This is a genomic window from Moraxella cuniculi DSM 21768, assembly GCF_900156515.1.
GTDB classification, from domain to species: Bacteria; Pseudomonadota; Gammaproteobacteria; order Pseudomonadales; family Moraxellaceae; genus Moraxella; species Moraxella cuniculi.
On sequence record NZ_FTNU01000004.1, the window covers coordinates 62,921 to 75,469 of the forward strand.

Consider the following 12,549-nt stretch of genomic DNA (forward strand, 5'->3'; position numbering starts at 1 on the left):
TTTTGGATTAATGCAGGATTATAATGAAAATCGTCTTAGATACCAATATTTTGGTGGGGGCGTGCTTGGGGTCTTGTCATGCCATCCGCCTAATTAAAGCTTGTTTAAATGGCGAATTTACACCAATTATTGGCGTGGCATTATTGGCAGAATATGAAGATGTTTTGGCTCGTGATGATGTGTTTGTCAAAAGCAAATTATCATTAGATGAGCGCAATGAAATTTTAAATGCCTTGTTATCTGTTTGTGAGTGGGTGCGTATTTTTTATTTGTGGAGGCCTAATTTAAAAGATGAAGGTGATAATCATTTAATAGAATTGGCAGTAGCAGGCAATGCTAAAATTATTGTGAGCCATAATCAAAAAGACTTTCGTCAAAACGAATTAAATTTTGGCATTAAAATTTTAGCACCAGAACAATTATTGCAGTTAAGGAGTAATGATGGGAACTGTAACACTTCAAGTTAGCAATGAAAAACACGAACGCTTAAATTTAATTGCCAATGAAAGAGGGTTAAGTGTCGCTCATTTAATAGATGAAACAATGTCTAATATGCTTGCTGAATATGAAGCAAGAAAACGCTTTGAAAATAGAGCTAAACAAGGTGATATTAAAAGAGCAATGGAGCTTTTGGATAGGGTTTTGTGATTCGTTTCTCAATTTTCCCCAAGCCGTGTGAACTTGCAACTGATGCAAGAGCGATATCCTGAAGTGGAGTTTAGAAGTATAAGGGAGCATTGATAAAACAAAAACCAAATCGTCAAAGATTTGGTTTTTATTTTGGTTTGGGCTAGTTGTTTTTTAGCTTGGCGGAGCAGACAAAATTAAGTGTAGACTCGCCTACGGTATCAGGAACGGCTCTATTCCAATCATCAGATGATCTTAGATTAATAGAGAAGTTAATGGAGTCGATAGGGTTGTTATAGAAATTATAGTAATTAGCTGCATCGGTTTTGGATTTTTTATTACTACAATCATAGTAGGTAAAAATTCTCATAGACCAGTATTTGCTCTTTTTATCGTACTCTTCTTGCTCTGTTGCGGTACGTTTTATTGGATATAATGTATCGGAAAATAGTTGGCTTATATTCTTACTACTTGGTAAGGATTGTGCTGAGTCATATTCCCATTTTTCCCACACAGATCGAAAAATGCGACCGTTGGCAATTTTATGCGTACGAATGCTGTCTGTATCTACATATATGACAGCATTGTCACTTTGACTGACTTCAGCCCAGTCTGCCGCTAAGACTGAATGCCCAGCCAGTAGGGATAAATATAAAAAGACCGTCCGTTTTGTCATTTTTCACCTCAAATAATCATGTTTAAACTTCTAAAATTGTGCTTGATTTGCCTAGTAGCAACCGTATGAGTCGCAAGTTTGACTTTGGTAGTTGTCGTTGCCATCCATACCGCTATAATAGGTTGAGTTACCAATGCGTTGAATGGTTTGATTCCAGCTGTTGCCATTAGCTGCCCGTCCGTTTTGATAAGTGATGTTGCCAATGGTCTGAGATTCACTACTCCAAGAACTGCCTGTGTTGCGGTTATATCCATTGACATAGGTTAAATTGCCAATTTTTTGTACATCGTAATTATTGCCATTGCTATCACTACAGCTATATAGTCTTTCGCTTCCGTAGCAATAAGCATTTGCCAAAGATGGCAGAGCAAGTAAGCTTAAAATAAGTACTAAATTTTTCATAAAATCTCCTAATAAAACCATGGGTATAATAGATAGCAATCATAATTGACTCAACCAACAAATTCGAGTGTTTGCACCTATTTTGTGGTTTGTTAATAATGCAATTTTGTGTTATTTGTAGCAAATAATCTAATCAAGAGGGTGGATTAACTTTGCTTCTATTTCGGTGATATATCGTGTTGTGTTTTGTCTGTCTTGGTATTGACGATGCTTTAAAGATCCCTCAACATAAACAAGACTACCTTTGGTGAGATTAGTCATACCAAAATCAGCCAATTTATTATGCAAAACAACTCTGTGCCACTCAATGCGTTCTTGGCTATCACCTTGCAGATCTTTCCATTTTTGTTTTGTGGCAACTGATAGGTGTGCAATCATGCCGCCATTCTGAAAAGATTTGCCTTCAGGATCTTGGCCTAACCTGCCGATAAGAATAACTATATTTACACTCATAAACTATCCTAAACAAAAATAATTTTTTGACGGCTTGTTTTTGGGATGCAGGTACTACAAGCCCTAAATCCATTGTTTTTCAATAGTTGTTCGTTAATGTTGTTTATATTAAAATTTACTTCCTTTTGAAATAGTGCCATTTTTGATAATAACAAATGATGTTTCAATTCAGACAGATTTTTTGCTGCTTCTGAAGTTTGAGGGTTGTGTTTTCTTGTGAGCCGACAAATGTCTTCTGGTGTTCGATATCTCAATTGAAAAACTTTTTCATGTATTTTTGAAATATTGGAAAAATTTTTCATTTCTTGAATGCTTGAATTAAGAATGTTTTGAATGTCGGATAGTAATAGTTTTGTAAAATCAATTTGAGTAGCTCCGCTATTATTAGATTCTTCTTTGGCAAAGCGTTCATCTGCGAAACCAAATTCGGCTTTAATGGCAATGATGGTAGATTCCTGTTCTAATTCATCAAAGTCAAATGTCTTGACATATTTGCGAAACCGTTGAACCTCTGCCTTGCCTTTAGCTTGCACCTCTTTTGGAATAAATAGATTTTGGTAGTGATTTTGAAGCCTGTAACAGTCTTGGTTGATATGGTAGGCAGGCGGTATGCCTTCATATAGTTTGGTAAATGTATCTTTTGGCACAGATACTTCCTTAATTATGCTTAGATTTGTTGTCTGGGCACCTTGAAAAAATTTTTTTGCACGAGAGAGCTGTGTTAATTCTTGATCAGAGATGAAATACTGTATATCTGGCAATTTTAATATTTCATTGGCTGATAGTTCAACTTTTTCAATTAATCGACTCATATTGTGATTGGTGATATACATAACACTATCCAAATAAAAATTGAAACTATCTGAAATTTATACTAAAATAGCCAATTATTCCACCAACAAAATTGACATTTTTAACCCACAAAAGGTAAGCCATGGATATTGCCGATAACATTGTTAAGCTTAGAAAAGAGCAACATCTGACCCAGGAACAGATGGCATAAAAGCTAGCAATGTCCAAAAATGGCTATGCCAAACTGGAACGAGGCGAGAGCAGAATTACGGTTGAGCATTTGCAAAACATTGCCAATACTTTTAATATTGATATTGTTGAATTACTAAAAGCCGATAAGGAAGTGGCATTGTTGATTGGTGATAATCATGGCAGTTATGCAAACAAATACTATAATAATGTGTACGAAATTGAAAAACTCCAATTAATTATCGCTCACAAAGACGAGCTGCTTGCCCAAAAAGACAAAGAAATCGCTTTGTTACGCCAGTTGCTTGATGGTGTATAATTAACACAGTCGTCAAGAGAGTGCAGAATGTAATTTTCAAGCCAATTTTCGCAATTGGCTTTTTAATTTCTAGGAGTAATCATGCCAAAAACTCCCCACGCAGACGCAGGCTCCGTCATCGGTTCATTATGGATGGTCTTGGCGGCTTTTTGTTTTGCCACCATGGGCATTTTGGTCAAAATCACCGCCGTCAAATTTGCCATGCATGAGTATGAGCTGGTATTTTGGCGAGTGAGCTTTGCAGCGGTGGTGCTGGGCGTGCAGGCGATGATTTTGGGACGATCATTTGCTACGAATTATCCGCTGGCACATTTTTGGCGATCGCTGGCAGGCACGATTAGCTTGTTTATGTTCTTTTTTGGCTTGGTGTATTTGCCACTGGCGACCGCGATTACTTTTAGCCACACTTCAGCGATATTTTTGGCGATATTTTCACTGCTGTTATTAAAGCAGCGACCATCGGCACTGACATGGGCAGCATTGTTGGTGGGGCTTGTTGGCATTGGGCTGATTTTGCGACCCAGTGTATTGGGGCATGGGCTTTTGCCAACGGTCATCGGGCTTGCCAGTGGTGCGATTGCAGGTTATGCCTATTTGCAGGTGCGTGAGCTGTCGCTGCTTGGTGAGCCTTCTTGGCGGATTGTGTTTTATTTTTCGGCGTTGGCAAGTCTGCTGTCAGCGGTCATCAGCAGCATCAAGGGCTGGACGGCAATCTCTGCTGAGATGTTGCCCTATTTGCTTGGCATTGGACTGTCGGCGATGGCAGGGCAGTTGGCAATGACTCATGCCTACAAGGTTGGGCGTAAGTTCATGGTTTCGGCACTGGGTTATTTGGTGGTGGTGCTATCAACCCTGTATGGCGTGCTGGTGTTTGGTGAAATATTGCCAGCGATGGCGATGGTGGGCATTGTGCTGGTGATTGTCAGCGGTATTTTGGCAAGCAAAAAATAACCATAGGATTAAAATCATTAAAATTAGAAAATCGCCGAGCCAGCTGGCAATTTATGTTACAATACGGTTCATTTGCCAAAAATGCTGATTTGTCATGTTAATTTGTCCTGTTTGCCAATCACCACTTCAGGTTTCTGCCAAGATATTCCGTTGTACGCTCAACCACAGCTTTGATATCGCCAAAGAAGGCTATGTCAATCTGCACATCGTTCAGCACAAAAAGAGCAAAAACCCTGGAGATACACCGCAGGCGGTGCAAGCACGGCGAGAGTTTTTGTCGGCAGGGCATTATGCACCATTTCGCACGGCGGTTGCTGATATTGTGCATAAGTTGCAGGCAGGCGTGGTGATGGATATTGGCTGTGGCGAAGGTTATTATACGCAGGCACTGACAGCACAGACGCAGGTTTTGGGGCTTGATATCGCCAAGTCGGCGGTGCAAATTGCTGCCAAGGCTGACAAAAACAAGCGTGTCTGCTGGCTGGTGGGAACTTCATCGGCATTGCCTGTGGCAAGCGGTTCGGTGAATGTTTGCACCAGTTTGTTCAGTCCACTGCCAAAGCAGGAGATTTATCGGGTGCTTGATGTATCAGGCGTGCTATTGGTGGCGGTTGCTGCACCAAGACATTTGTATGCTGTGCGTGAGGCATTGTTTGGCACGGTGATTGAGCATAGTCCTGATAAATATCTTGATGTGCTTGCACCAGAGTTTGTGCTGACAGACAGGCAACAAATCACTGTACCGATGCAGCTTGATAATCAATCATTGCGACAATTGATTGCCATGACTCCTTATGCGTATAAGGCAACCGCCGAGCGGCGAGCATGGCTTGAGCGACAGGAGAGCTTTGAGGCAGTGGGCGAATTTTGTGTCATGCTGTTTAAAAAAACAGTGATGGTTGAATATTATTAATGCCATAAAATACAAACTGGGAGGGTATATGAGATACTGGCAATGGGCGGCGATGTGTGTTGTGCTGGGCATGATGACAGCTTGTGCCGACAAGCCACAGGTACAGATGGCTGCTGATGTTATCAAGACAAAAGAGCAAAATCAATCGTTTGCTTGGCAGAATAAAATCATATCATCTAAAGATAATATTAACCAAAAATGCACAAACCAATGCCCGCAGATGGAGTATCAGCTAATCAGCACCCCTTATGCGTGGATTGACAGTACGATTAATAAAGCCGTGCTAAGCATACTGGATTCTGGTGAGGAGTCAGCAGAAGGTTCGCCAGCTGCTAAGCGTATTCAGGATTTTTATGCCAAACCTGTGGTGAGTGATGACGAGCTGGGCGAACAGCTTGGGCGTATCAAGCAAAACCTTGACCGTCTTGCCAAAGAGGCGTCAGGCGAGCAGATGGTTGTTGTGAGTGCCAAGCCTGACTTTTTGGGCTTTTATAAGGATTTGCCACAGATGAGTGTGTCAGGCGAGATTTATCTTGGTGGTGCTCATGGCATGACGAGTTATTTTTATTATGTGTTTGATTTGCAAGCCAAGCGTCAGCTGGATTTATCCGATGTGGTGCTGCCAAATCAAATGCCAGCATTGCAGCAGACTTTGCAAGCACAGTTTGATGCCATGCTTCGCAGTCAGGGAGCTGACCCAGCAGAGCATGGGCAGTCGTGGGAATTTTTTGTTACGCGGAATTTTGTCTTTGACAAAGACGGTATGGAGTTTTTGTACCAGCCTTATGAGATTGCACCTTATGTGTATGGCCCCATCAGTCTGCGTCTGGACAAGCAGCAAATGCGTGCATTGATCAAACCGCAGTATTTGTAATAAAAAACCGCTCTGATGTTTGAGCGGTTTATGCGTTAGTCTGTGGTGTGTTTTGACAGTTGTGAAACCTTGCCAAAACCTTTGGGCAACGCACCGCCACGACTGGCACGCTTGGCGATATAGTTGGCGATGTCGGCAGGCTTTAGCGTAAGTGTGCGTTTACCTGCGGTAATAACCAGACTGTCATCACTTGACAAACTTGCGATGGCGGTGATGTGTTCATCGGCTTTTAGGTTGATGAGCTTGTTGCCTTTGCCTTTGGCAAGCATTGGCAACTCATCACTTGGGAAAATCAGCAATTTGCCATCAGAGCTGCTGACAGCCACCAGTGTGTCTTTTTCGTCAATCAGAGCGATAGGCAGCAGCGTGCCGCCATTGAGATTGATGCTGGCTTTGCCTGCTTTTTGGTTGGTGTCAAGATTGTCAAGATTGTTGATAAAACCATAGCCTGTGCTGCTTGCCATGAGGATATTTTGGGTTTTGGCAAAGTGAATTTGCTCAATTTTTGTACCGTTGCCAAGCGTTAGCAGACTGGTAATGGGATCGCCTTGACCACGAGCGGAGGGTAGGTTGATGGTATCAATGCCATAACTTCGCCCTGTATTGTCAAGCAAAATCAAGCGTTCGGTGGATTTACCCAGTGCGTGCGTCAGGTAGCCATCGCCTGCACGATAGTTCATGCTCAAAGGATCGTTGCCATGCCCTTTGGCAAGACGAATCCACCCTGCCTGCGACAAAATCACCGTAACAGGCTCACTACTGATAAGCTCGGTTGCCTTCAGGCTTGCCGCCTCTTCACGCTCCACAACAGGCGAACGGCGAGCATCGCCATGCTCTTTGGCATCGGCGGTCAGCTCATCTATCAGCAGCTCAGTTAGGGCATCGGCATCATTGAGCTGTTTGGTGATGGTTGCCAGCTCGGCCTCAAGGCTTGCTTTTTCGGCATTAAGTTCAATTTCTTCAAGTTTGGCAAGTTGGCGTAATCTGATGTCTAAAATTGCCTCGGCTTGAATCTCGCTCAAGCCAAAACGGCTCATCAGCTCAAACTTCGGATCGTCCTCCTCGCGAATGATGCGAATCACCTCATCAATGTTCAAATACGCAATCAAGAGACCTGCCAAGATGTGCAGTCGTTTTTGTATTTTTTCGAGACGGTGCTGTAGTCGGCGAATCACCACGCTGCGACGCACCGACAGCCATTCGGACAAAATGGTTTTTAGGTTTTTGACTTCAGGCTTGCCATTGATGCCAATCATGTTCATATTGACCCGAAAGCTCATCTCAAGGTCAGTATTGGCAAACAGATGGCTCATGATTTTGTCAATATCCAGCTTGCCTTTTTTTAGCTCAATGACAAGACGGCAAGGGTTTTCATGATCAGACTCATCACGAATCTCCACCACCCAAGGTAGTTTTTTATCCGTCATCAATTTGGCGATTTGTTCAACAACTTTATTGCCCGAGACTTGATAGGGCAAGGCATTAATGATGACGAGATTTTTGTCTTTGGGGTCAGTGTGGTAGGTGGCACGCATTTTGTAGCTGCCTTTGCCTGTTGTATACATTGCAACCAACTCGTCCCTTGGCGTGATAATCTCGGCACTGGTGGGCAGGTCAGGGGCGATGATGCTTTGGGTGAGCTGCTTGATGCTGATTTCGGGATTTTTTAGCAAGCGAATACAGGCTTTGACAACCTCGCCCAAGTTATGCGGTGGAATATCGGTCGCCATACCAACGGCGATGCCTGTTGTGCCATTGAGCAAAATATTCGGCAGGCGTGCAGGCAGGGTGATGGGTTCTTTGAGCGAACCATCAAAATTATCCTGCCAATCCACCGTACCCTGTTCAAGTTCGGCAAGCAGCGTGTTGGCGTACAGGCTCATCTTGGCTTCGGTATAACGCATGGCGGCAAAGGATTTGGGGTCGTCAGGACTGCCCCAGTTGCCCTGACCGCTGATGAGTGGATAGCGATAGCTAAATGGCTGTGCCATCAGCACCATTGCCTCATAGCAGGCAGAGTCGCCATGTGGGTGATATTTGCCCAGCACATCGCCGACAGTACGAGCTGATTTTTTTGGTTTGGAGGTGTGCCGTAGCCCAAGCTCACTCATGGCGTAGACGATGCGGCGTTGCACAGGTTTTAGCCCATCGGCAATATGCGGCAAAGCACGATCCATGATGACATACATGGCATAGTTAAGATAGGCGTGTTCGGTAAAATCGCTCACAGAGCGAGTATCAATGTGTGTACTCATGATTGTCGTTGTTGCAAATGATGGCTTATAATAGCAAAATTACCAAAAATTCGGTAGTGGCTTTCGTGCAGAATGCGTGGCAGTCATCTTTGTTGCGATGCTAAATGGCTATCAAACTGGCTGACATTTCAATCATCAGTGCCAGCACGGCGGTATTAAAGAAAAACGACAGCACGCTATGAAATGCCCCAATGCGTCGCAATTTTCGTCCTGTAAAGGAAATATCTGCCGTTTGTCCTGTTGCACCAATACCAAGCGAAAAATAGACAAAATCCCAATAATCAGGCTTGGATTCATAAGGAAAATCCAGCGGATAATGGTCATTGTTATCGCTGTCATAATAACCATGTGCATAGTACAAGGCAAATAAAATATGAATAAACAGCCAAGACAGCACCAGTGTGAACATGGTTAGCCCAATATGAAAACCAGCAAGCCAGCCACTGGCATCGGCACCGATACGCATCTCTTGAATAATGGTAATAATGCTGATGATACTGGCTGTGCAGATAAGTACCAGCATGGTGGTGCGTTTTTCGTATTCTTGATGGGCTTGTTCTTGGATTTGTGATTGGCTAACTCTGCCAAAGACCAAGCCAACCAAGATTAAGTAAGTCAGCAAAAAACTGTCCCAAACCAACAAATAAGCGGTGGGCTGTTGTAAAGTGGGGATAAAGCTACGAAAAAATCGCAGTTCACTAAACAAAATCCCATAAACGCATACCGCAACGGTGATGGCAATGATAAGGTGGTTGTTGTTCTTAAAAAATCGCAATAAAGCAGACATGGTCATCAATCAATAAAAACCAAGCGATAAACACCGCTTGGTAGTGGCTAATGGGGCAAACCTGACAGCTTAGCCAATAAGGCTTTCAAGGCGTTTGGCAAGCTGCACATCTCGGCTGTGTATGGCGTGCTGTGCTGGGTCGCCGATACGCACGCAGATGGTGTTGTAATCGTGCTGCCAGACGGGATAATGCTCAAGGCTTTGGGCATGAAATGCTGCACGCACCATAAAACCCACCGCATCAGCAAAGTCCTCAAAGGTGAAAGTTTTGCTAAGGCTATTGCCCTCAAGCGACCAGTTGGGCAGGCTCTCTAGTTGCAGGGCGACTTGATCAGAAGTTAAGCTGCTCATAAAATTCCTTATAAAGAGGGTTGTTATTGATAATTTTTAACAATAACAGTGCATTTATTATCTATTATTATTTTAGCATGGTTTATGAATTTTTATGCAATAAATGATGATAATTTTGTTGTTTATTGATATAGTTCGCCACAAATGAGCAGCTGGCGATGACTTTTTTGCGACTGTCTGTGGCATATTCTAGGGCGAATTTTACCAAAGCCGTGCCAAGACCACGCCCGCCAAGTTCGGCTGGCACGATGGTGTGGTTATAATCAAGTGTCTACTCATCAACGATGCGGTAGCTAAGATATGCCACCTTGTCGTCAATAAGTGTTTCAAATCGCTGGGCGGCAATGTTGTGAGTGATTGTGGCTGTCATATACGCTCCTTGGGCTGTATTTATGGCAATGCTTGGGTGCAAAAATGAAAAATGGCTTGAGCAGGCTGTATTTATGATTAAGACAAACAATAGCAGGAATTTTTTATTCTGGCAAGGCATCATCTTAATGGCAGGGGTGATAAGTCTGTATATTGCCCAAAATCACCAAACGCAAGCAGATGGCATTGCTATTTTTTAAGCAGATTGTGAGTTGGTGTTTTTGGTGCAAGGCTTGGGTTAAAGATGGCTTGGTGTAGCAATGATAAGCGTGTGGTTGGCACAATTCATTATTGGGTGGCGACCCATCGGCTTATCTTGTGGGTTAAATTCTGGATAATTAAAAAGATGGTCAGCTGCCGCACCCTTACCAGCCAACTGGCTTGACAGGGTTTTGGCATTTATCGCCCAACCATATTAAGCATGGGCGATAAATTCCCCAGCCAACGCCGACCGTTAAGTGATTAACGGCAACCTTTTTGTTCGTACAGATTGGTTAGATTGACTTGTCGTTCTTTGGCGGCATTGATGGCTTCTTCGGTATTAGAATAAGTGCCAATCAGAGCTGGCCAAAAGAACAAAGCTGCGGCAATATTTTTGCCAGTAACTTTGCGTTCGGCACGGGCTTTTTGTTCAAATTCTTTGGCTGAATTGTTACAAATTAGCAATAAAAAGACAGCTAATTTATACAATAGTGTAATTTTATTGATGGCGGTTTGTCAAGTATCTAAATAAAATTATTACCATGGGTAAATCGTGGTAAAACACCTTGCCCTAGCATATAAAGCGTGCGATAATAAACGGTTAAGTTTGCCAACATTGGCTGGCCTGTCTGATGATGGTTAATACAATCTAAGTGATTGTTTTTATTGAAATTGTTAATATCAAGGAAAATCATGGCTCAATATATCTACACCATGAACAAGGTGTCAAAAATTGTTCCTCCCAAGCGTGAAATCCTAAAAGACATTTCGCTGTCCTTCTTCCCCGGGGCAAAAATCGGTGTCTTGGGTCTAAACGGTGCAGGTAAGTCCACCTTGCTACGCATCATGGCAGGTGTGGATACCGAGTTCAGCGGTGAGGCACGACCACAGGCAGGCATTAAGGTGGGTTATTTACCCCAAGAACCCCAGCTTGACCCCAGCAAAGATGTGCGTGGCAATGTCGAGGACGGCGTGCGTGAGGCATTGGACGCACTAGAACGCCTAAACCAAATCTATGCCGAATATGCCGAGCCTGATGCTGATTTTGATAAATTGGCTGCCGAGCAGGGCAAGATGGAGGATATTATCACCGCTTGGGATGCTCATAATTTAAACACTCAACTAGAAAAAGCCGCCGATGCTTTGCGTTTGCCACCGTGGGATGCTGATGTATCCAAGCTGTCAGGGGGCGAAAAACGCCGTGTTGCTCTGTGCCGACTTTTGCTTTCTAAGCCTGATATGCTACTGCTTGACGAGCCGACCAACCATTTGGACGCAGAAAGTGTGGCATGGCTTGAGCGATTCTTAAAAGATTATAGCGGTACGATTGTGGCGATTACCCACGACCGTTATTTCCTTGACAATGTTGCTGAGTGGATTTTGGAGCTTGACCGTGGCTATGGCTATCCGTATCAAGGCAACTACACCGAGTGGCTGGAGCAGAAAAACAAACGCCTAGAACAAGAGCAAAAGCAAGAAGAAGCCTTTGCCAAAGCCTTAAAGCAGGAATTGGAATGGGTGCGTAAAAACCAAAAAGGTCAGCAAGCCAAATCCAAATCTCGCCTAGAACGCTTTGAAGAAATGAACTCGCGTGAATTCCAACAACGCAACGAAACTGCCGAGATTTATATCCCGCCAGGGCCGCGTCTGGGCAATAAGGTGATTGAGGTGAATAATATCTCAAAATCGTTTGGCGACCGTTTGCTGTATGAAAATCTGTCATTTACCGTGCCTCCGATGGCAATTGTGGGGATTGTCGGCCCAAATGGTGCGGGCAAAACCACGCTGTTTAACATGATTACAGGCAAGGACAAACCTGACACAGGCACCGTTGAGATTGGTGAGAGTGTGAAGGTTGCCTATGTCGGTCAGGTGCGTGATGAGCTTGATGACAACAAGACAGTTTGGGAAGAAGTCTCGGACGGCCTTGATATGATTACCGTTGGTGAATATACCACGCCGAGCCGTGCGTATATTGGACGGTTTAATTTCAAAGGTCAAGACCAGCAAAAACGCGTAGGCAGCCTGTCGGGCGGTGAACGCAATCGCTTGCAACTTGCCAAAACCCTAAAACAAGGGGCGAATGTCATCTTGCTTGACGAACCATCAAACGACCTTGATGTTGAGACTTTGCGTGCCTTGGAAGATGCGGTGCAGGTATTCCCTGGTACGGTGATGGTGGTATCGCATGACCGCTGGTTCTTGGATCGTATTTGTACGCATATTTTATCGTTTGAGAACGAAGAGCCTGAGTTTTTTGATGGCAATTACAGCGATTATGAAAAATGGCGTAAAGAAAAACTGGGTGCAGATGCCACGCCTAAGCGAATGAAATATAAGAAGATTGGCGGTTAATGCCACTTACAAGCCCAAGCATATCGTTTGGGCTT

General features: G+C 43.6%; 16 protein-coding genes and 1 pseudogene. 8 read left to right on the forward strand and 9 right to left on the reverse strand.

The window, feature by feature from the left end:
• Window positions 1–23 precede the first annotated feature (23 nt).
• Window positions 24–467 carry a putative toxin-antitoxin system toxin component, PIN family gene (locus tag BW928_RS03845; protein WP_078310260.1) on the forward strand — a complete coding sequence of 148 codons (444 nt, stop codon included), beginning with the start codon at window positions 24–26 and terminating at the stop codon, window positions 465–467.
• The gene (locus tag BW928_RS03850; protein WP_076554920.1) at window positions 442–648 is read left to right on the forward strand and encodes a hypothetical protein; all 207 of its coding nucleotides are present in this window, start codon (window positions 442–444) and stop codon (window positions 646–648) included. Before BW928_RS03845 ends, BW928_RS03850 begins: the two co-directional genes overlap by 26 nt.
• Before the next feature lie 142 nt (window positions 649–790).
• Here the strand turns inward: BW928_RS03850 and BW928_RS03855 are convergent, their stop codons facing one another.
• From BW928_RS03855 to BW928_RS03870, 4 genes are all read right to left on the reverse strand, one after another.
• Window positions 791–1,303, reverse strand: coding sequence for a surface-adhesin E family protein (locus BW928_RS03855; RefSeq protein WP_076554921.1), 513 nt, complete (start codon window positions 1,301–1,303; stop codon window positions 791–793).
• Between the two features lie 51 nt (window positions 1,304–1,354).
• Window positions 1,355–1,705, reverse strand: coding sequence for a hypothetical protein (locus BW928_RS03860; RefSeq protein ID WP_076554922.1), 351 nt, complete (start codon window positions 1,703–1,705; stop codon window positions 1,355–1,357).
• Window positions 1,706–1,834: 129 nt separating this feature from the next.
• Window positions 1,835–2,158 carry a single-stranded DNA-binding protein gene (locus BW928_RS03865; protein ID WP_076554923.1) on the reverse strand — a complete coding sequence of 108 codons (324 nt, stop codon included), beginning with the start codon at window positions 2,156–2,158 and terminating at the stop codon, window positions 1,835–1,837.
• An 8-nt stretch (window positions 2,159–2,166) separates the two neighbouring features.
• Window positions 2,167–2,991, reverse strand: coding sequence for a hypothetical protein (locus tag BW928_RS03870; protein ID WP_076554924.1), 825 nt, complete (start codon window positions 2,989–2,991; stop codon window positions 2,167–2,169).
• Window positions 2,992–3,170: 179 nt separating this feature from the next.
• Here BW928_RS03870 and BW928_RS03875 point away from each other — a divergent pair, with 179 nt between their 5' ends.
• From BW928_RS03875 to BW928_RS03890, 4 genes are all read left to right on the forward strand, one after another.
• Window positions 3,171–3,458, forward strand: a complete 288-nt coding sequence (locus tag BW928_RS03875; protein WP_078310257.1) for a helix-turn-helix domain-containing protein — start codon at window positions 3,171–3,173, stop codon at window positions 3,456–3,458.
• An 81-nt stretch (window positions 3,459–3,539) separates the two neighbouring features.
• Entirely contained in the window at window positions 3,540–4,409 is an 870-nt protein-coding gene (locus tag BW928_RS03880; RefSeq protein ID WP_076554925.1) for a DMT family transporter, read from the forward strand.
• Between the two features lie 94 nt (window positions 4,410–4,503).
• Window positions 4,504–5,322 carry a putative RNA methyltransferase gene (locus tag BW928_RS03885; RefSeq protein WP_076554926.1) on the forward strand — a complete coding sequence of 273 codons (819 nt, stop codon included), beginning with the start codon at window positions 4,504–4,506 and terminating at the stop codon, window positions 5,320–5,322.
• A gap of 28 nt (window positions 5,323–5,350) precedes the next feature.
• Window positions 5,351–6,196, forward strand: coding sequence for an RsiV family protein (locus BW928_RS03890; protein ID WP_076554927.1), 846 nt, complete (start codon window positions 5,351–5,353; stop codon window positions 6,194–6,196).
• Window positions 6,197–6,231: 35 nt separating this feature from the next.
• Here the strand turns inward: BW928_RS03890 and parC are convergent, their stop codons facing one another.
• The 4 genes and pseudogenes from parC to BW928_RS03910 form a co-directional block, all read right to left on the reverse strand.
• Window positions 6,232–8,451 carry a DNA topoisomerase IV subunit A gene (gene parC / locus BW928_RS03895; protein WP_076554928.1) on the reverse strand — a complete coding sequence of 740 codons (2,220 nt, stop codon included), beginning with the start codon at window positions 8,449–8,451 and terminating at the stop codon, window positions 6,232–6,234.
• Between the two features lie 100 nt (window positions 8,452–8,551).
• Window positions 8,552–9,238, reverse strand: coding sequence for a DUF1345 domain-containing protein (locus tag BW928_RS03900; protein ID WP_076554983.1), 687 nt, complete (start codon window positions 9,236–9,238; stop codon window positions 8,552–8,554).
• 69 nt (window positions 9,239–9,307) lie between these two features.
• Complete coding sequence (locus tag BW928_RS03905; RefSeq protein ID WP_076554929.1) at window positions 9,308–9,589, reverse strand: 4a-hydroxytetrahydrobiopterin dehydratase; 282 nt, start codon at window positions 9,587–9,589, stop codon at window positions 9,308–9,310.
• An 82-nt stretch (window positions 9,590–9,671) separates the two neighbouring features.
• Window positions 9,672–9,959, reverse strand: a pseudogene (locus tag BW928_RS03910) (GNAT family N-acetyltransferase).
• Window positions 9,960–10,032: 73 nt separating this feature from the next.
• Between BW928_RS03910 and BW928_RS12070 the strand changes: the two are divergent.
• Window positions 10,033–10,158, forward strand: a complete 126-nt coding sequence (locus tag BW928_RS12070) for a hypothetical protein (protein ID WP_259741470.1) — start codon at window positions 10,033–10,035, stop codon at window positions 10,156–10,158.
• Window positions 10,159–10,420: 262 nt separating this feature from the next.
• On the opposite strand, the gene BW928_RS03915 is transcribed toward BW928_RS12070, so the two are convergent.
• The gene (locus BW928_RS03915) at window positions 10,421–10,624 is read right to left on the reverse strand and encodes a hypothetical protein (RefSeq protein ID WP_227516540.1); all 204 of its coding nucleotides are present in this window, start codon (window positions 10,622–10,624) and stop codon (window positions 10,421–10,423) included.
• A 228-nt stretch (window positions 10,625–10,852) separates the two neighbouring features.
• On the opposite strand from BW928_RS03915, the gene ettA reads away from it, so the two are divergent.
• Entirely contained in the window at window positions 10,853–12,514 is a 1,662-nt protein-coding gene (ettA, locus tag BW928_RS03920; protein WP_076554931.1) for an energy-dependent translational throttle protein EttA, read from the forward strand.
• The last annotated feature ends 35 nt before the right edge of the window (window positions 12,515–12,549 follow it).

Coding starts and splice junctions, on each gene's coding strand:
- BW928_RS03905 (WP_076554929.1), bottom strand. CDS start 9,589: ATGAGCAGCTTAACTTCTGATCAAGTCGCCCTGCAACTAGAGAGCCTG.
- BW928_RS03870 (WP_076554924.1), bottom strand. CDS start 2,991: ATGTATATCACCAATCACAATATGAGTCGATTAATTGAAAAAGTTGAA.
- ettA (WP_076554931.1), top strand. CDS start 10,853: ATGGCTCAATATATCTACACCATGAACAAGGTGTCAAAAATTGTTCCT.
- BW928_RS03860 (WP_076554922.1), bottom strand. CDS start 1,705: ATGAAAAATTTAGTACTTATTTTAAGCTTACTTGCTCTGCCATCTTTG.
- parC (WP_076554928.1), bottom strand. CDS start 8,451: ATGAGTACACACATTGATACTCGCTCTGTGAGCGATTTTACCGAACAC.
- BW928_RS03885 (WP_076554926.1), top strand. CDS start 4,504: ATGTTAATTTGTCCTGTTTGCCAATCACCACTTCAGGTTTCTGCCAAG.
- BW928_RS03880 (WP_076554925.1), top strand. CDS start 3,540: ATGCCAAAAACTCCCCACGCAGACGCAGGCTCCGTCATCGGTTCATTA.
- BW928_RS03850 (WP_076554920.1), top strand. CDS start 442: ATGGGAACTGTAACACTTCAAGTTAGCAATGAAAAACACGAACGCTTA.
- BW928_RS03890 (WP_076554927.1), top strand. CDS start 5,351: ATGAGATACTGGCAATGGGCGGCGATGTGTGTTGTGCTGGGCATGATG.
- BW928_RS03865 (WP_076554923.1), bottom strand. CDS start 2,158: ATGAGTGTAAATATAGTTATTCTTATCGGCAGGTTAGGCCAAGATCCT.
- BW928_RS03900 (WP_076554983.1), bottom strand. CDS start 9,238: ATGTCTGCTTTATTGCGATTTTTTAAGAACAACAACCACCTTATCATT.
- BW928_RS03845 (WP_078310260.1), top strand. CDS start 24: ATGAAAATCGTCTTAGATACCAATATTTTGGTGGGGGCGTGCTTGGGG.
- BW928_RS03855 (WP_076554921.1), bottom strand. CDS start 1,303: ATGACAAAACGGACGGTCTTTTTATATTTATCCCTACTGGCTGGGCAT.
- BW928_RS03875 (WP_078310257.1), top strand. CDS start 3,171: ATGTCCAAAAATGGCTATGCCAAACTGGAACGAGGCGAGAGCAGAATT.
- BW928_RS12070 (WP_259741470.1), top strand. CDS start 10,033: ATGATTAAGACAAACAATAGCAGGAATTTTTTATTCTGGCAAGGCATC.